General features: G+C 42.4%; 17 protein-coding genes. 11 read left to right on the top strand and 6 right to left on the bottom strand.

The window, feature by feature from the left end; all coding sequences use genetic code 11:
* Positions 1–64 precede the first annotated feature (64 nt).
* Complete coding sequence (pyk, locus tag HXY43_RS17705) at positions 65–1,834, bottom strand: pyruvate kinase (protein WP_290885394.1); 1,770 nt, start codon at positions 1,832–1,834, stop codon at positions 65–67.
* A gap of 200 nt (positions 1,835–2,034) precedes the next feature.
* Here pyk and HXY43_RS17700 point away from each other — a divergent pair, with 200 nt between their 5' ends.
* The 3 genes from HXY43_RS17700 to HXY43_RS17690 all read left to right on the top strand — a co-directional run bounded on the left by HXY43_RS17700 (position 2,035) and on the right by HXY43_RS17690 (position 4,548).
* Positions 2,035–2,247, top strand: a complete 213-nt coding sequence (locus HXY43_RS17700) for a hypothetical protein (protein WP_290885391.1) — start codon at positions 2,035–2,037, stop codon at positions 2,245–2,247.
* Between the two features lie 223 nt (positions 2,248–2,470).
* Positions 2,471–3,388, top strand: a complete 918-nt coding sequence (crtR, locus tag HXY43_RS17695) for a beta-carotene hydroxylase (RefSeq protein WP_290885388.1) — start codon at positions 2,471–2,473, stop codon at positions 3,386–3,388.
* 278 nt (positions 3,389–3,666) lie between these two features.
* Positions 3,667–4,548 carry a GDSL-type esterase/lipase family protein gene (locus tag HXY43_RS17690; protein WP_290885385.1) on the top strand — a complete coding sequence of 294 codons (882 nt, stop codon included), beginning with the start codon at positions 3,667–3,669 and terminating at the stop codon, positions 4,546–4,548.
* A gap of 31 nt (positions 4,549–4,579) precedes the next feature.
* Here HXY43_RS17690 and HXY43_RS17685 read toward each other — a convergent pair whose 3' ends face one another.
* The 4 genes from HXY43_RS17685 to HXY43_RS17670 all read right to left on the bottom strand — a co-directional run bounded on the left by HXY43_RS17685 (position 4,580) and on the right by HXY43_RS17670 (position 6,838).
* The gene (locus tag HXY43_RS17685) at positions 4,580–4,702 is read right to left on the bottom strand and encodes a hypothetical protein (RefSeq protein ID WP_290885382.1); all 123 of its coding nucleotides are present in this window, start codon (positions 4,700–4,702) and stop codon (positions 4,580–4,582) included.
* 9 nt (positions 4,703–4,711) lie between these two features.
* The gene (aroH, locus tag HXY43_RS17680) at positions 4,712–5,080 is read right to left on the bottom strand and encodes a chorismate mutase (RefSeq protein ID WP_290885436.1); all 369 of its coding nucleotides are present in this window, start codon (positions 5,078–5,080) and stop codon (positions 4,712–4,714) included.
* Positions 5,081–5,202: 122 nt separating this feature from the next.
* Positions 5,203–6,024 (bottom strand): signal peptide peptidase SppA, encoded by an 822-nt coding sequence (sppA, locus tag HXY43_RS17675; RefSeq protein WP_026735240.1) that lies wholly within the window; start codon positions 6,022–6,024, stop codon positions 5,203–5,205.
* Positions 6,025–6,550: 526 nt separating this feature from the next.
* Positions 6,551–6,838, bottom strand: a complete 288-nt coding sequence (locus HXY43_RS17670; protein WP_290885378.1) for a hypothetical protein — start codon at positions 6,836–6,838, stop codon at positions 6,551–6,553.
* A 463-nt stretch (positions 6,839–7,301) separates the two neighbouring features.
* Here HXY43_RS17670 and HXY43_RS17665 point away from each other — a divergent pair, with 463 nt between their 5' ends.
* The 5 genes from HXY43_RS17665 (at position 7,302) to HXY43_RS17645 (ending at position 11,499) form a co-directional block, all read left to right on the top strand.
* Positions 7,302–8,099: an MlaE family lipid ABC transporter permease subunit gene (locus tag HXY43_RS17665; protein WP_290885375.1), complete on the top strand. Its 798-nt coding sequence runs from the start codon at positions 7,302–7,304 to the stop codon at positions 8,097–8,099.
* A gap of 83 nt (positions 8,100–8,182) precedes the next feature.
* Positions 8,183–8,599, top strand: coding sequence for a DUF3119 family protein (locus tag HXY43_RS17660; protein WP_026735236.1), 417 nt, complete (start codon positions 8,183–8,185; stop codon positions 8,597–8,599).
* Between the two features lie 150 nt (positions 8,600–8,749).
* Complete coding sequence (locus HXY43_RS17655; protein ID WP_290885372.1) at positions 8,750–10,006, top strand: DUF3086 domain-containing protein; 1,257 nt, start codon at positions 8,750–8,752, stop codon at positions 10,004–10,006.
* Positions 10,007–10,107: 101 nt separating this feature from the next.
* Positions 10,108–10,800 carry a glycerol-3-phosphate 1-O-acyltransferase PlsY gene (gene plsY / locus HXY43_RS17650; RefSeq protein WP_290885369.1) on the top strand — a complete coding sequence of 231 codons (693 nt, stop codon included), beginning with the start codon at positions 10,108–10,110 and terminating at the stop codon, positions 10,798–10,800.
* A gap of 135 nt (positions 10,801–10,935) precedes the next feature.
* Positions 10,936–11,499, top strand: coding sequence for a Uma2 family endonuclease (locus HXY43_RS17645; RefSeq protein ID WP_290885366.1), 564 nt, complete (start codon positions 10,936–10,938; stop codon positions 11,497–11,499).
* 102 nt (positions 11,500–11,601) lie between these two features.
* Here the strand turns inward: HXY43_RS17645 and HXY43_RS17640 are convergent, their stop codons facing one another.
* Positions 11,602–16,056 (bottom strand): pentapeptide repeat-containing protein, encoded by a 4,455-nt coding sequence (locus HXY43_RS17640; protein WP_290885362.1) that lies wholly within the window; start codon positions 16,054–16,056, stop codon positions 11,602–11,604.
* Positions 16,057–16,339: 283 nt separating this feature from the next.
* Between HXY43_RS17640 and HXY43_RS17635 the strand changes: the two genes are divergently transcribed.
* The 3 genes from HXY43_RS17635 to HXY43_RS17625 all read left to right on the top strand — a co-directional run bounded on the left by HXY43_RS17635 (position 16,340) and on the right by HXY43_RS17625 (position 18,402).
* Positions 16,340–17,122 (top strand): AraC family ligand binding domain-containing protein, encoded by a 783-nt coding sequence (locus HXY43_RS17635; RefSeq protein ID WP_290885360.1) that lies wholly within the window; start codon positions 16,340–16,342, stop codon positions 17,120–17,122.
* 721 nt (positions 17,123–17,843) lie between these two features.
* Positions 17,844–18,098 (top strand): hypothetical protein, encoded by a 255-nt coding sequence (locus HXY43_RS17630; RefSeq protein WP_290885357.1) that lies wholly within the window; start codon positions 17,844–17,846, stop codon positions 18,096–18,098.
* Between the two features lie 64 nt (positions 18,099–18,162).
* Positions 18,163–18,402 (top strand): hypothetical protein, encoded by a 240-nt coding sequence (locus tag HXY43_RS17625; protein WP_290885354.1) that lies wholly within the window; start codon positions 18,163–18,165, stop codon positions 18,400–18,402.
* Positions 18,403–18,557 lie beyond the last annotated feature (155 nt).

Raw genomic sequence — 18,557 nt, 5'->3', positions numbered from 1 at the left:
ACCTTGAGAGGGCTGGTAGTTAGTAGTTTCCCACTAACTACTAGCCACTAACCACTAACCATTTTTATGGCGTTCCTACTGCCCCAGAGTAAATTAAACCCCGTTGCATATCCATTGTCAGAATAGCCCCGTCGCGAATCACCTCCGTTGCCTTCTTGACGCCGACAATCACAGGTACACCGAGACGCAAGCCAATAACTGCTGCATGACAGGTGAGACTATCTTCTTCAGTAATAATACCGCCTGCTTTGCGAATTGCCTCGACAAAATCGGCGTTGGTACGAGGCGCAACCAAAATATCCCCAGGATTAAAGTTACTTGTATCCATGCCAGTGTAAGCTACTCGGGCGCGACCGCTGACCGAACCTTGTCCAAGTCCAATTCCCTGACCTAAAACGGCAGTTACAACCTCTACCTTAATCAAATCAGTTGACCCAGAAACGCCTTGGAGTGTACCAGCAGTCATCACCACCAAATTTCCCTCAAAGACCAGCTTGTTTTCCAAAGCAACGTTAATAGCTGCTTGGAAAGTCTGACCGGCGGAAGGCAGTTCTAATACTAACAGTGGTTTGACGCCCCACACCATTTGCAGTTGCCTTGCTACATTCACATGGGGCGTTACAGCCAAAATCCTTGTGCGGGGACGGAATTTAGAAACGTTGCGAGCGGTGGCTCCGGTTTGCGTTAAGCTCATAATTGCCGCAGCCCCTAGCTGTTCAGCGATTTGCCCCACTGCTTGGCTAATGGCGTTGGGAATGGAATGTTTCCTATCTCTGACCTGACTGGCGTTGGTATTTTGTGCCGCTTCTTGCTCGATTCTTTCGGCAATGCGTGCCATCGTTGCTACTGCTTCTACTGGGTATTTACCGACGGCGGTTTCATTGGAAAGCATTACCGCATCTGTACCATCTAAAATCGCATTTGCCACATCCGATACTTCCGCACGAGTCGGACGAGGGTTACTAACCATACTGTCTAACATTTGGGTGGCGGTGATGATGGGAATCCCCAAGCGATTGGCAGTGGCTATTAGCCGTTTTTGCAGCATGGGTACATCTTCTGCTGGCAATTCTACGCCCAAGTCACCCCTAGCAACCATCACACCATCACACAAAGCCAAAATCGCTTCCATCTGTTCAATGGCTTCGTGTTTTTCTATTTTGGCAATCACTGGCACTTGCTTACCCGTGCTGGAAATTAGTTCTTTAATTTCCATCACATCCTGCGGGTTGCGAACAAAGGAAAGCGCTACCCAGTCAACACCTTGATCTAGACCGAACATCAGATCTTCGCGGTCTTTGTCGGTCATGGCTTTAACGGAAAGGTATACTCCAGGAAAGTTAACGCCTTTGTTATTGGAGAGGGTTCCACCGACGGTGACACGACAGTGCAGATCGCCTTTTGTGCGGTTAATATCTTCTACCTGCATTTCGACTCGGCCATCATCAAGGAGGATTCTTGCGCCGATGGGAACTTCCTCTGCTAAATATTCATAAGTGACGCAGCTAATTTCTTGGCAACCAACAACAGGGCGATTTGTCAAGGTGAAGCGATCGCCTTTTGCCACTACTATCGATCCATTTTCAAATTTCCCCAAGCGAATTTTTGGTCCTTGTAAGTCTTGGAGAATACCAACAGGTTGATTCAACTCAAAAGCTGTCTGCCGAATTAAGCGAATATTGCGCTGATGGTCGGCATGAGAACCGTGGGAAAAGTTCAGTCGCAGCGTTGTTGCACCAGCTTCAATAATAGCTTTAAGCATTTCCGGGCTGCTGGTAGCAGGGCCAATCGTGGCGACAATTTTTGTTCGGCGTACAGAGTCTTTTAATTGCATAGAGGCTGAATCTAAGGGGCTACTCAGGGAATTATGATGTAGCGGGAGGGATAAATGCTTAGAGTCTCGTCTGGCATCATACCGTTATTTTGCACCTGATATGCGAATATATCGATAAATCTTGCTACACAAAACTTTAAAACCTTATTATTTTTCAGAGCGGAATTTAGTGTCGTTAATTTGCCGCTTCTATATACCAAATGGATAAACCCCAAGAAACCCTGTTGCTTGTCTGTCATTATAGGCTGGTTGAGTTCGTCAGCCACAAGGTTGTACAGCTTGGCTTTGCTATGGCAATTTTGGGGGAATTCCATACCCGCAAATGCGTGGCTCTTGACCAAGTCCCAATTGCCAAGGAGGATAGCTATGTAGGTAAATCTAAGCATGGGCTAATCAGAACTGCTCTTGGGTAGCCTGTCAATGCTATTAGCAACGTTTTCCTGAATTTTGACTTCATTTGTAGTCTCTCAGGAAAGCTGCTAATCTCCGAGACTGCCCTCTAACTTAATTAGTGCAGCGTGCTGGAAATAACTAACCAGTGAAACAAAGTAACAATGCTTAATTTACAAGCTTTCTTACCTTTTCATAGCTGCCTTCTTGTACTAACAAAATTTTGATTTTACTAAGGAGTTCACAATGCTGACGTCGGAGGCAAAGAAGCCACTGACAGTCCCCCAAAAACTGACAGTTCCTCCCAAAGAATTATTGGCGTCTCCCGGTGGTTTTAATCCAACACTGCTAATGTTTTTAGCAGCTGTGGCGATCGTTGTGGTATCTTGCTTTGGCTACTGGGTTTGGCATTGGCCGCATTGGATATCCTTTGTGATGAATATTGTCGCCCTACATATTTCTGGGACGGTAATTCATGATGCCTGCCACCAGTCTGCTCATCGTAATAAGATCGTTAACGCGATGCTAGGGCATGGTAGCGCTTTGATGCTGGCTTTTGCTTTTCCAGTGTTTACGCGGGTGCATTTGCAACATCACGCTCATGTCAATGACCCAAAAAATGACCCAGATCATTTTGTTTCTACGGGTGGGCCCTTGTGGTTAATAGCAGTGCGTTTTTTCTATCACGAGGTGTTTTTCTTTAAACGTCGTCTCTGGCGTAAGTATGAACTTCTAGAATGGTTTTTCAGCCGTTTGTTTGTAGTGGCAATTGTTTTGCTCTCTGTTCAATTCCACTTTTTGGGTTATATTTTGAATTTTTGGTTCGTACCTTCTGGCATAGTTGGATTAGCATTGGGACTATTTTTTGATTATTTGCCCCATCGTCCTTTTGTTGAGCGCGATCGCTGGAAAAATGCTCGCGTTTATGCCAACCCAATTCTCAATATCCTGATTCTGGGACAGAATTACCACTTAATTCATCATTTGTGGCCTTCTATTCCCTGGTACAATTACCAGCCTACATACTATCTCATGAAACCTCTGTTAGATCAAAAAGATTGTCACCAATCTTTAGGATTGCTACAAAAAAAAGACTTTTTCGATTTCCTTTACGACATCTTTTTAGGAATTCGTTTTCATCGTCAAAAACCAACGGAAAAATAGCAAAACAGGCAAGACAAGCTAATGGCTAATCTATTGATTAGCAATCAAGCAATTAGCCATTAGCAGCCTCTAGACTGACTATATATACATGCAGTCGTAATTATTAAGTCGTTGGGCAAAATTAAATTCATTCGTGGAGATAAGGAACGCTTAACAGGAAAAAAAGGTGTGTAATTAATTGTGTTTGAGTACATAATTCAAGCTTTAATTTCCGCATAAGCATTGGAACAGAAAATGGCGTGCTAGGTTAGTAGTACAAGAGTACGCTAATTAATCAGGTGGACGACATAATGGTTATCCAAAATCAAATCCGCCGTTTATTGAGCATACACAAGAGTATCAAGTGTGTAAGCGAAAAAACAGCCCATGCTTGGTGGAATAATGTAAGTCTAGCCATCACACTATTGTGTTTTCTTCCGGTTGGAACTGCCACCGCAGTTACCAAAACCAAAGTAATGTCCTTAGGAGATTCTCTATGTGAAGGCAATATTGCTGTTCTGCGGAGTGCGGTGGCACAAACCAAACTTGGGTCTACCATAGACTGGGTGGGAACTAAAAAAGACGGCGCATATCAAGACCCCGATCATGAGTGTCATGGTGGTTGGTCGGCGGCGCAGGTGTTGCAAAAACCGAAATCAAATGTTCGTCTCCCGTCATGGGAAGGAAAACCAGGAAGCATTCGGGACTGGGTTCAAGCGACCAAGCCTGATGTGGTGCTGATCATGCTTGGCACAAATGATTTCTTTGGTAGTGATGTACGAGGCGATAACACCTCAGAATTTCTTACACAATCCCTTCAAGGAATTATCGATGATATCTTGTTATTACGTCCCAAAGCCAGAGTTGTGGTCGCCTCAATTCCTCCGTTTAAATGGGATATTCGCGATGGTGTTGATACTAGTCAAACGAGAACTACAGCCAACGCATTTGTGAAGCAGCATGTCAAGCAGCTGTCTGCACAGGGCAAGCGCGTCTACTTCCTAGATATGAACGGTGCAATACTTGCTCGATTGAAACAGGGCGATATTTTTAGTAGCGACGGTCTCCACTTTAACGATTCGGGCAATAAGTTCATAGCACAGGAGTGGATACATGCTCTTAAAACGGTACTTCAAGGTAGATCAACACCCATTATTCCGACAACTTCTAAAAACGACTAACATCAACAAGCGCGTCATTTTTTTTCCTGTGCTATGAAAACGCCTGAATGCCCAATATTTCGAGTACTTCGTTAGTTAGACTCTCTATTTCCAAGGTAGCAGCTGATGCCTTAGTGCCGAAATTTTGAGCGATCGCGTTGGTATATTTGTGCATCTGGTTTGGTTATAAAGGTTGGGATAAACTCCAATCAGGACGCAGATTTTGAGCATGACGCAAATAGGTATGGTAGACTGAAGCGGAAACTGGGAAATAGGCGTGAATTAAAAATCGGATGCAGCGCTCTAAACTACCCTCAACATACATTTGCTGTACATCCAACATAGCGACATTATCCCAGTAAGGACGTTGGCGAGCGATCGCAGCAGGAAAAATCGCATCTAAATCGCGTGTCACCGTAAAGGTAACACTAATAATATCCGATGGATGCAGGTGATTTCGTTTTTCCAACTCATCTAATAATTCCATTACTGCTTCTCGCATTGCTTCCACCGTATTTTCAGTAACGGTAGTTGCGCCGCGAATAGACCGCATTCGCCACTCCACCAATTTATCCTCCTTAAGTTACTCAAGAGTCAAGAGTCAAGAGTCAAGAGTCAAGAGTCAAACAATTTGTACTATGGACTATGGACTATGGACTTTTGACTTTTGACCATTTATGGTCGATACAACCACAAAGGCAAACCACTAGTAGACATTTCAAACTCTAGCCAGTCAATTCCAGAAGCCAATCCGGATGAAACCTGACGAGTCCCTGGCAATAAACGACTCAACAAAGGTTTGCGTTCTTCCAGCGTAAAGACGGGTGTTTTTTCTGGGTCAAGACCAACAAGTTCTGCTGCCCAACGACGGGCATCTTCCTCTGTTCCTAACCTGTCTACAATACCCAATTCTAAGGCTTGCTGACCAGTAAATATACGACCGTCAGCGAAACTTCTGACAGTGTCTACCCCTAAATTTCGTGCCTCAGCTACCGTTTGCACGAACTGTTGGTAACTAGTGTCAATCAATTCTTGCAAAATATTTTGTTCGGGTTCAGTCAATTCCCGGTCAAATGCCAAAATATCTTTGTAGGGGCCAGATTTAATGACCTTAAAAGAAACCCCTATTTTGTGCAGCAAGCGTTCCAAGTTGTTACCACGCAAAATCACACCAATACTACCTGTAATGGTACCTGGGTTAGCCATGATGTGTTCAGCACCCATACCAATGTAGACACCGCCAGAAGCAGAAATATTGCCAAAGCTGGCTATAATTTTTACTTTTTCACGCAAACGCTTCAAGGCGCTGTAGATCTCTTGAGAATCGCCTACCGTGCCACCAGGGCTATCAATACGTAGCAGTAAAGCTGGAAATTTCTTCTCTTCTACGGTTTCTAGGGCTTCTAAAACTCTTTTACGAGTTGCACTGGCGATCGCACCAGTAATTTCTATTCGAGCAATTTGTTTGCGAAACCTAGGCTTAAAAGGCCAAATCATGAGCAGTCAAAAAAACCTCTAAATTGTATATACAATTATATTCTTTGTACGCTATTACTCTTGCCTACTCATCAACTTGCTTTACACTAGCCCAGAACGAGAAGTAGTAAAAAATTTAGTTTTCTTGTTGAGGCGGATGAAGAGAGTGGGGATGGGGAGATGGGGGGAGAGTTTGATGCTTGATCCCTAATTTCCAAAAATACAAATTACCAGCACAATAGCTTAACTGTTAGGTACGAAAGTTTTCGGCGATTAAACTTGTCGTTATAGCCAAAGTATAGAAGGTTGTTTCTGTCGAACAAAGTTTTCGTTTAAAAGTTAACGGGACAAAATTTTGGACTACTGACTATTAATTATTAATTATTGACTAAAATTAAATAATTTTAAAATCTAAATTTATTAATAATAATTAACCTAAGAATAATCCTACTCTAGCTCATCGCTGCTTTTTCCTATTGCAGGGAATAAGCTCCTTAAAAATTATGCCCAAAACATAAACTTAAACCGAGTGGTCAGTTCTGGGTAATTACCGTAGAATTTGACACCTGTAGTAGGCATAAGTATCAAACAGCGCTCCTACAAAGCTACAGGTCAAACTAATGACGATTAATCCTCTTAGGGCAGTGCCACTACCAAAGATGACGAGAAACTGCAATATATGAGTGGCGATCGCTTCTGTTATCCCTTGTAAACCAGGAATATAACCGATTAGCGATACAATCAGTAGTATGGCACCGACGAGGAACATAGGTGCGACAAAACTAAAAATTATCGTTAGCAGTAGCGAACGGAGAAAGTTAATCCAAATCGTCATGAAAATCTGGCTCCCTGATTTAAGAGGACAATAGCCGTTTCCCTGAGTCGTCATTTTCTACAATTTCTACAATAAGTGCGATCGCTCCACAGTGGGCAAGATTTCAACATTCTTAAGTTTTTATTAAAATACCTACATACAATTTTCTCAGAGTATTGTCAAACCCAAAAAGCCACTCACTCCAGATAAATCCAGAAATATCAAGCTTTACGCTGATAATTATAAGTCTGCCTATAGTCAAAATGCGGCTGATTGCAGTGTTAATTTCTGAGATGAGATTTAAACTTAGTTAACCAAAAAGGGGAGAGTGGAAGAGTGGGGGAGGGGGAGAGTGGAAGAGTGGGAGAGGGGGAGAAATAACTACTAACTACTAACCACTAACTCTTGACTAATGACTAATGACTAATGACTAATGACTAATATTCGCTATTCTAAATGCAGTTACCGAGTTAGCTAGTGAACATTGAGCGAGACTACATCCAAATCTAGTTTGGGAACATGGGGTCAGCGGTTGCTGGCAGCGATTTTTCTGGGTGGACAAGTAATCGTCCACCTCCTCAAGGGCAAAATCCATCGGCGCAATACTCTCGAACAAATGGCGGTAGTTGGGCCGGATTCGCTGTTTATTGCCCTATTGACGGCTGTTTTTGTAGGTGCGGTATTTACCATTCAGGTAGCGCGGGAGTTTATCACCTTTGGTGCAGGAAACCTTGTTGGTGGAGTGCTGGCGGTGGCACTCACACGAGAACTTGCCCCTGTTCTTACCGCTGTGGTTTTGGCAGGACGGGTTGGTTCGGCATTTGCAGCAGAAATTGGCACAATGCGGGTGACAGAACAAATTGATGCCATGTTGATGTTAAAAACCGATCCGATTGATTATTTAGTTATTCCCCGCGTGCTGGCTTGCCTTTTAATGATGCCAATTTTAACCCTTCTGTCTTTGGTGACAGGGATGCTGGGAGGGTTGATAATTGCAATGAATATATACAATCTGTCTGATACGCAGTTTCTAGACTCAGCCCGTAACTTTCTTGGCAGTTGGGATATTATTAGCGCCATTATTAAGGCGTGTTGCTTTGGAGTTTTGATAGCCGTAATTGGTTGCAACTGGGGCTTGACAACAACAGGAGGAGCCAAAGGTGTGGGACAATCAACCACAACTGCTGTTGTTACCGCCTTGTTGATTATCTTTATTAGCAATTTCTTTCTTTCTTGGTTAATGTTTCAAGGAACTGGCAGTGCGTTATTACAAGGGTTTTAAAAGTAGTTAGTAGTTAGTAGTTGGTAGTTAGTGGTAAACAACTAACCACTAACTACTAACCACTAACTCTTAAAATAAGAATAATGTCCACTAACCAAACAGGATTTGAGACTGTGACTACTTCGCAAGCGCCATTATCAGCATCTACTGTGGAACTCAAGCCCAGTTACAACATACCTGTGGTGTTAGTGATTGGGGCGATTCCATTGCTGTTGGTGCAACCTTGGATAGGTGGCGCGATCGCACTATTTGGGTTGTTTCTCATGTTTCAGGCAGTAACACTGCGTTTGCAATTTACTGCTACTGATTTAGATATTTACAGGGGCGAAAAATTAATTAGGCGCTTTCCTTACCGAGAATGGCAAAACTGGCGTATATTCTGGGACAGGGTTCCGATACTGTTTTATTTTAAAGAAGTTAAAAGCATTCACTTTTTGCCAATCATATTTGATCCTAACACCCTTAAAATTTGCTTAGAACAACGCTGTCCGCGCATTTAGTAATTAGAAAACCAGACGCCTTGCGTCTGGTTTTGGGCAGAGCATGCTGAGTATTTATGTTGTAAACTCAGGATTCGAGACTTTTAAAGCTCGTAAATTGTATATTGCTTAAAGCTTTTTAATTGTGTCATCGGAATTAGATTATCGTTTATGAATCCAGAGGAATATCAAACTCCACAACCAACAGATGAATCTTTAGAACCAACAAAAGCAGAAAGTTCTACAAATGAGCAAACGGAAAATTCATCTGTTGAATCTGTGGTGGAAGCCACAACGCAAAATTCTATAGTAGATGCACAATCTGCTTTGCCCATTACTAGTGCAGAAGCTACAAGTCCTGTAGATGAGTTTGTGGCGCAGCTAGATGAAGAAACACCTGCACAAGGGTCACAAATAGAACCAAAATTTGAAGAAAATCAACAAGAAGCGCAAGCAACGCAACGACTTGCCGAATTGAAACAACAAGAACAAGACCTCAAAGCAGAAATTGCTAATTTGCAAGCTTCTTATAAAATCCTTCAGGGGCAAATAAATGAAACGCAAATAGCGATGGGGAAACTTGTACAAGAGTCGCTTTCGCAATTAGAACAACGGAAACAATCGTTGCAACTTTCTATAGAACAATTGGAACGGCGTCAAGAACGCATTCGCAACGAGATGCGAACGACGTTTGCAGGTGCTTCTCAAGACTTAGCCATTCGAGTGCAAGGTTTTAAGGATTATCTCACAGGTAGCTTACAGGATTTGGCGGCAGCGGCAGAACAATTGCAGTTGGTATCTAAACCGAAACCAGAACCAGAAAAATCAGTAATCAAAGAAGTAAAACCCGCTGAACCTCTGCCAGGAACACCACAATTTGCTCAACAGCAGTTCCAAGACACTACAAAGCAAATTCGTCGCCTGATTGACCAGTACCGTAATAAACCAGATTACTACGGGCCACCGTGGCAGCTGCGCCGTACCTTTGAACCAGTCCACGCTGAACGAGTTTCCAACTGGTTCTTCAACCAAGGTGGACGCGGTGCTTTGCGAACTATGGGTAGTAGGTTGCAAAATATACTTATAGCTTCAGCAATTATCTCTATACTAAATCATTTGTATGGCGATCGCGTCCGTACTTTGGTTTTAGCCAATACACCAGAACGTTTGGGTGAATGGCGACGCGGCTTGCAGGACTGCTTGGGAATTGGTCGTCCAGATTTTGGGCCGGATCGGGGAGTAGTATTATTTGAAGCACCAGAAGCAGTGGCACTAAAAGCCGAACGCTTGGAAAAATCTAATCAACTCCCTTTGATTATCATTGATGATTCTGAAGAGTTAATTAGTTTGGCACTGTTACAATTTCCCTTGTGGTTAGCCTTTGCCCCTGACCCCAAAATGATGAGAAGTTATGAAGATGATTTTTAAGGGTTAATAGTTAGTGGTTAGTAGTTAGGGGTAATTTTTGACAACCAACAACTAACAACTAACAACCAACAACCATCAACCAACAATCAACAATTCAAAATATGACTATTTGGTTAAGTTTGTGTGGGGCTATTCTGCTTGTAGCTTATTTACTGGGTTCGGTTCCCACCGGTTACACATTAGTGAAACTGTTGAAAGGCATTGATATTCGTGAAATTGGTTCTGGTTCAACAGGGGCAACCAATGTGTTAAGAACATTGGGTAAAGGGCCTGGGGCGTTTGTTTTATGCATTGATTGCCTTAAGGGAGTATTAGCAATCTTCCTTGTTTACTGGGTATTCAACTTTGCTCAAAGTCAAAATTTGATTCCCCCGAATGTAAATGCCGAAGTCTGGCAATCCTGGATGGTAACTTTAGCCGGGTTCGCAGCAGTACTTGGACACAGTAAATCAATTTTTTTAGGATTTACAGGTGGTAAGTCGGTTGCTACGAGTTTGGGGATTTTGTTGGCGATGAATTGGCAAGTAGCTTTGGCAACAGCAGGAGTGTTTGCTATCGTTGTAGCGATATCGCGGATTGTTTCTTTGAGTTCGATTTTTGGTGCGATCGCTGTTTCGATTTTCATGGTAATTTTGCATCAACCGCTACCTTATATATTATTTGGCGTTGCGGCTGGTTTGTACGTTATTTTGCGGCATCGTAGTAATATTGAGCGGTTAATAGCGGGTACTGAACCAAAATTAGGACAGAAAGTACAGACAGAAACTGAAGAAAGTGCAAGTCCGGCTAGTTAAATGAATAGAAATAATTTGATGTAACCCCATTTCTAACCCCACCCCTAACCCCTCCCCGCAAGCGCGGAGGGGAAAATGTGTTTGGCGATATTAGCAAATTTGTACAATATTTTTATCAGCCACTGGTGACTTCTCATGGTTAAGGCAAACATCGGAAACAAACTCACTCTCGAAGAATTTCTGACGCTGTCAGAAGGAGATGTAAACTATGAGTTTATCGATGGTTATGCAGTACCTAAGGTGTCTCCCAAATATTTTCATTCGACCTTACAGACAGCTTTATTAATCCTCATACGTGCATGGTGCAAAGGTAAAGGTAGAGTCGGTTCAGAATGGGCAATTATCTTAAAGCGTAAAGGTCAAGATTGGGCACCTGTACCGGATTTAACTTACATTTCCTACGAACGTCTACCCAAAAGCTGGAGGCGAAATGAAGCTTGTCCTGTTCCTCCAGAATTGGTAATTGAAATTATCTCTCCAGACCAAACATTCAAGGAATTTGAAGACAAAGCGAAGGATTATTTTGCTGCTGGTGTGTCGCGAGTTTGGGTTGTAGATCCGGAAGCGATGAGTATTAAGGTATTTTTTTCGGTGGAATCAAGTCAAGTTTATACAGATAATATGCTGATAGTGGATGAGTTACTTCCAGGTTTGGAATTAACAGTTAGGCAGGTTTTTGAAGAGGCAGAATTACTGTAATTCGCCTTTGGAAAATATTAATGTCAAGCATATTTTTTATTGCCCCTTCTATAATTTTTACGCATGAAAACTCAATCCCCAATCCCTAATCTCCAATCCCTTTTACCCTAATTCAACTGCTCCCAAGGCTCGAAGGTTGGCTCTTTGGTCTTCCGTCAAGCCAATAACACCAGTGATGTTCATCCCCTCATAAGGTTTAGGAATCTTCAAAGATAAAGGTGGTTTCAATTCATCATTGTGCATATTTCTTAGCCGAATCATCCCATCATGAATACCAGTGGCAATTAACTGTCTATCGGGACTAAAGGCCACTGATAAGACCTCATCAGCATCTTCCTGAAAGGATTTAATGAGTTTATCTTCATGAATATTCCATAAATGTACAGATCCATCTTGAGAGCCACTGATGAGCGTATGTCCATCAAGACTAAAAATAACTGAATGTACCCAATTGTTATGTTCCGTTATAGTTTTGATGCACTCACCTTTTGACATTTCCCAGATCTTGACAGTGCAATCGTTACTACCACTGGCCACTATCTGGCCATCCGGACTAAAGGCGATCGACCTGACTAAGTTCTCATGACCGTGCAATATCTTGATGGTGTCGCCTGTCTGAACATCCCATATCCTGATCGTGTGGTCATCACTACCGCTAGCAAGTAACTGTCCATCGGGACTAAAAATAACTGTTCGTACCCAATTCCCATGACCACGTAATATTTTCGGAGGTGTACCTCTATGAATATCCCAAATTCTGACAGTGTTGTCATCGCTACCACTGGCAAGTAGCTGACTATCTGGACTAAATGCAACCGATCTAACCCAGTGATCGTGATCTTTAAGAACTCGGAGGCATTGTTTACCCTTACTGTGCTTAAGTTCCCAGATTCTGATCGTGTGATCGTCGCTACCGCTAGCAAGCAGCCGACCGTCTGGACTGAATGCCACAGACCAAATGCGACTGGTATGTCCTCTGAGAGTAATTGCAATCTTGCCAGTATGGATATTCCAGATCCTGACAATCTTGTCTTCACTACCACTGGCAAGGTATTTACTGTTGGGACTGAAAGCAACTGACAAAATCCAATTAGAGTATCCCCTCACCGTACTCAGACATTGACCAGTTTGAGCATCCCAGGTTCTCACAGTTTGGTCATCGCTGCCACTGGCAATTTGCTTTCCATTCAAGCTAAAGGCAACTGACCAAACTCGATTATCATGACCATATAAAATGTTGCGGCATTGACCTGTTTGAACATCCCAAATTCTGACGGTGTTGTCATCGCTACCACTAACTATTTTTTGCCCATCGGGACTAAAAGCCACCGATCTCACCCAATTTTCATGACCGAGAAATTTTGTACGACATTTCGTTGTCCGAATATCCCAGATTCTGACAGTGTTATCATCGCCACCACTAACAATTTGCCGTCCATTGGGACTAAAGGCTACTGACCTCACCCAGTTCTCATGTCCTGTTAGGGTCTTGAGGCATTTACCTGTGTTCACATCCCAAAGTTTGATGGTTTTATCCTCACCAGCACTGGCAAGTAATCTACCAACAGGACTAAAGGCTACTGACCAAATCTTACCAACATGTCCTGTTAAGGTCTTTAAATACTCACCACTATTAACATTCCATATTTTGACGGTTCCATCTTCACTAGCACTAGCAAGTAGCTTGCCATCATAACTAAAGGTGACTGAACGTACGCAACTAGTATGTCCTTCTAATGTACAAAAGAACTTACCAGTTTTGATATTCCATATCTTCACAGCTTGGTCGTCACTTCCACTGGCAAACATTTGACCATCAGGACTAAAGGCGATCGAGCGAACCCAGTGGTTATGTCCTTTACAGATAGAACGTCTTTGTCCCTGAAAAAGGCAAATTTCGCCATTAGAAGAACCGATCGCAAAAAACTCTCCACTAAAAGCAACTGATAAAATACTGCCGAAGGGTTCTTTAAAAAGAGAATCATCTAAATAAGCACCCGTAAGGTTCGTATTTTGAAGGTTGGCATTGGTTAAATCAGCACCTTGAATAACAGTATGGCTTAAATCTTGACCCGCTAGAGCCTCTGGATCGATTTGCAAAAGAAGTGTTACAGCATATCCAGCAAGATAACCGACTTCCTTTTCCGCTTTGCCTCGTGTAGCTTTAATTACCGCCATCAGACGCTCAGCAGCGGTTTTCGAGCGGTCAAGCATATGTTCGAGTAAATCGAGTACAGCCTTTGTTAAGTCTCTTTGTCTGTTTGTTAGTTCTCCTAGTCTGAAAGCATTAAATAAACGGTTTAGCGATACAGTAGAAAATTCTTTGAGTGGTGCAATGGGTATGACTTTACCTTGTTCGTCTACTTGACGTTGAAAATAAGAAAACCAAGTATATGCTTGAGGAGGAGCATTTTTGTCTATATTTAACGACTCTGTTGCCAAATCGACAAAGTCAGAAGCTAAAACTCCCAATTGTGCAGCAAGTTTATAAGCGATAAAAAACTCTAGGAAGGAGCGATGAGCTAGCTCGTAGTCACCATCTGCATTTCGAGTCAACATAGACTGACCCATCATGTCATAGCTCCAATGATCGATCTCTTCTGGCTCCTGTACAATAGAACCAAACAATCGGCGAATTCGGTCTGGAAACTTGCGATAGTTCAGCTGCATTTGATCGGTGACGAACATTTCCCAAGACAGTTCGCAGAGGAAATAAAGCTTGTCCGCTGGAGAAGTAAACGTGCGCTCTGCTTTGATATCCCGAGCCATCTTTTCTCGAACAGCTAATAAATAGATGTGAGACAGATCTACTGGCTGATCTGCCTCAATTTTAGGCAGCGCATCCAGGATCAAATCAATCATCACAGGTCGTCTAGCTAAATCCAAGAGTTTATGATTTCTTGTGACCTGTTCTACGATCGCGTCCCTTTCTCCTTGAGTTTTATGTTGGAGACGAGAGCAAAGCATTTGACGAATTTGTCCATCACTGAGTGTTTGTAGTTCTAACACCTCAAATTGAGGGCCTAGTTTCCTAGTTGAGGTTGGCTGTTCTGTGTCAATAGAATCTAATAAAGCTGCATTCAGGAGAGAGCGACCTTTTTCTATCTTAGGAAGATGCTCAGCACGGCAGGTGAGAATAACCTTGGCTCCTGTTTCTACAACCTTAGCTAGCTCCCAAAAGTTATCAATTACCTTGCGACGATCTACCTTACCTGCCATTTCATCAAAACCATCGAAAATGAGCAGGAGCTTGCCCATACTATTAAGTTGTTTAAAAACTAAATTAGTGAGGGGGATATTGTGGATGGAAAAAAAGAACCAAGCTAGAACATTCTCTACATTAAGTGCTTTAGTATAGTCCCGCAGAGGAATAAGTAGGGGCAATCTTGGTCTGGGAGTGCCTTGTTTCTTTGCTTCCTGATAACGTTTTAAAGCAGTCCAAGCATAGTGAAATGCAAACCAGGTTTTGCCAGTACCGAACTCTCCCAGAACTGATATGTGTTTTTTGTCTGGATCGTCTAGCCAGCGATCTATATAGCCATCAATCCAGCCATCTGCCTCAGCGTAACGACTGACTATCGGTTCTCCTGTAACTGGGTTAATTCCTTCTTGTTTAACACAGGCTAAAGGAACATAAGTTTTGTCATTAATGCCCCGCTTCCTCAGTTGTTCTTCTAACCATTTAAAATATTGTGTAAAGTTGACGCCCTCGTCTATGACTTCATCGAAGGTGTAACAAAATAGTTCCAGTTCTCTCTGTTTTCTGTACTCTGCGATCGCCTCACTAGCAGCATGACTAAATTTAAGTTCTTTTGTTTCTCTGTACTCTGCGATCGCTTCGCGCACAGCCCGACTAATACGAAAATCTGCAACTAGCCATCCTTCATTTGGCTTGTACTCTTTTACTGCTTGACATAAACCGTCAAGGTGGTTCAGGTTAGCTTCACCTTCAACACCGCGTGCCAGGATGCGATCGTATCCCCCTCGTTTGGGGATATGGACGATCATCTCAAAATAGTCCTCTTGCCTTCTGCCACCAGGTATCAATTCATAACCCAATGCCTCAAACCAAGCTCTCATTTTCTTTTCAAGCTCACAAGCCTCTTTAGAGTTTTGACTCGTTTCATGTCCTTGAGGAAAGAAGCTTTGCTCACCTTGAGTTTGGAAATTTAAGTATGAAGATGGGGACGACCAACCGACCTCAGATAAATCTGACTGACTCGATGGTTGAGACACAAGGATGGCATCATCCACACCCAAGTCTATATTCTGGACTTGCAAAGATGCGTTGTGGCTTAACAATGCTCTTTGTAGAGCGGCACGAAAATTTCTTTTGCTGACTTCTTCTCCCAAAGCCTCTGAAAGCAACTTCCAGAACTTATGGCTCACGTCTCCCTTCAAATAATTAGGTTTATAGGGTGAGCCTTTTGCCATCTTTTCATAAGTCAAACCCTCCCAAGATCCGCGCAGTACAGTCAATTCTGGGTCAGTCAGCCTCCTACCTTTAGCTTTGTACACTGCTGACTCTACAATCTCGAGAACGTCTTGAAAATTCATGAGACAGTGGAAGGTGAGGATTTTTTATCATGATAAAGCATGAATTGACCTATTTATATATTTATAAGTATATATACTTATAAATATAGGTTATTCATAAACATATCTTTATGAATTTTTTAATTTCTTTCTGATTCTCTTTAAGCTGAAATGATAGTAATGCTGTTAGTATTCGACTCATGCTCAAACTGGTGGTTGTCACTGATACTCTTTGACAATTATTTTACCAACTGTTTTTAATAAAAAAGCATGTAAATTCATGTTCAATAAGGATTGTGTTATCATGGGAAGTTATGTTTATGAAGAATTGTATGGCAGCAGAAAACATTTCCTATCAATTTCCCCTGGTGATGGGATGCTAATGGATTTGTCAGAAGACAAGCATCCAACGCGATTATATGGATGGGGATACACGGGGGAAGCTTTGAATGTAAGCAAAGAAGGGACTTATTTTGGGTTTGTCGTTGATGGTCAAACTGATGTGATTTCCTATCACGCAGGGTTTGAGCTAGCCTTTACCCTTACCAAAGGCATGTACTTTTGTGTCCCTGCTGGGCCTTTGTCTATTCGTGGTGGATGCGGGATCGCGATCGCAAGTTTGAACTACCGTGGAATGTTCATGGTTGGGGGGCCGATTGAGGAAAAAGGTAGGTTGCGTTACATGGATGGTTGCTCTGATTCCCTGTTGATTCCACCAACAATTAAAGGCGATCCCTGTCTTAACCACTTACACTTTCCACCTGGTATTAGCCAGACGCGACACACTCATCCTTCCATCAGAATTGGCGTAGTTACAAGCGGTGAAGGACATTGCGAAATCCCAGAAAATGAAGATGGAACTGGAGAAGTTATTAAAATACCCTTGACTCCAGGTCAAATATTTATTATTCCACCCGAAGGTCATCACAGCTTTTTTACTAAGGACAGCACGCTAGATATCGTTGCATACCATCCAGATAGTGACATCGGGCCAACCCATGACGATCATCCGATGGTGAACCGAACCTATGTCAATGGCATATCGGCTAGGAACATTGAGGAAATTAGAACGAAAGCTATACTCTAAGATAACCTAATGACCATATTCATACTTTAACATACTTTGGCAATCAAAAATAAACATGATCAAACTTGATTTTTCATAAATTACATTGTATGCTGGATAACAAGTCAGGCTAAAACCCTGATTTGAACAATTGAGATAGAGTAGCCCCATGCTGGAAGGACTTTTCGGGACTCTGCAAGCATATCTACCCAGGGAGTATCAAGGTTCAATACCGCGCACACTGATTGTAGAATGCCGCATGATGAGGGGTGGTAGGTCTCCAGAGTTCTTAGTTACAATAGTGGGGCATCCGAACAAAGATTTTCGATTCCAGAAGGCAGACATAGACACATATATATTGAGACGTCAGCTGCTGTTGAAACCTTGCGGTGTGGTGTTAATGGAGAATCGGCTTACTGCGATCGATTGCTTAGAAGCCGGCTTGCTGAACATTTTTCAGACCACTGGTTTTGGAGATGTAACGCTTACATTTCAGAAGGGCTTTTTTATCTGTAAAGTGGCATTCTCTTATCGAAGAATCTTAGAGGCTGCCTAAAAATCTATAGTTTTGCCCCTTCAGACACCAAGCAGTAAGACAACTGATGGTGAATATTTAAAAAATGAATAAATTGTCTGACTGTCCAAAGAGAGTTGGATACCAACCCAGGGACTAGTTTACGTGGAGTAACACGCAACTAGTCTCTTTTTTTTTCAAAACAACGTCTACACGAGGTTATTTCCTATGGACTGTAAATACAAAGACCACCCTTTTCCCCCTTGCCGATTTGAACAACATCCTCGCAATCCTAATATCTATTTTTGCCCCCACTGCCGAGAATCATACGACGTGAGGGAAGTTGGAAATAAATTTCCTACCTGGCTGCTGTTAATCATTGCAATAGTCATTTTAACGATCGTTGTTGGTAATCCTAAATCTGTTCAGCTTCGTGAGGATAATCCTCCCACTCCCACTTATAACCCTGGTGAGGTGGAGTAGGACTGCTGCATTCGTCTCTCCCTTTTACCCTAGTCAAAGATTTTGTTTACTGAGGACGCAAACCATGAAAACTAATTTTACAGATGACTATAACTTGCTGTTCAAACTCGCTACTAAGGGACTCAAGTATTTTCTGCTGAGTCTACTTGGTTTTGCGATCGCCTATGTTATGTCTACTGTTTTTGGTGTTGTTCCTATTGTTCAAATGCTGCGGTCTGCTATTCTATGGCAATGGTTGTTACGTATATTCCTGTTCATCTTCTGTTTATTTGCGATCGCCATGATTATAGATTCTTGGAAATAATATCATGCGATCGCTAGCGTATTCAGCATAAACTGACCGGCGTTGCTGAATCAAGATATGAATTTACAATTCACGGGTATGTAGAGACGTAGCATTGCTACGTCTCTACAATGATTTGGCATCGAACTACAAAAATGTATGCACACATAATTCAT

The organism is Fischerella sp. (assembly GCF_013388695.1).
Classification (GTDB): Bacteria; Cyanobacteriota; Cyanobacteriia; order Cyanobacteriales; family Nostocaceae; genus PCC9605.
This window is presented reverse-complemented; position numbering and strand designations above follow the sequence as displayed.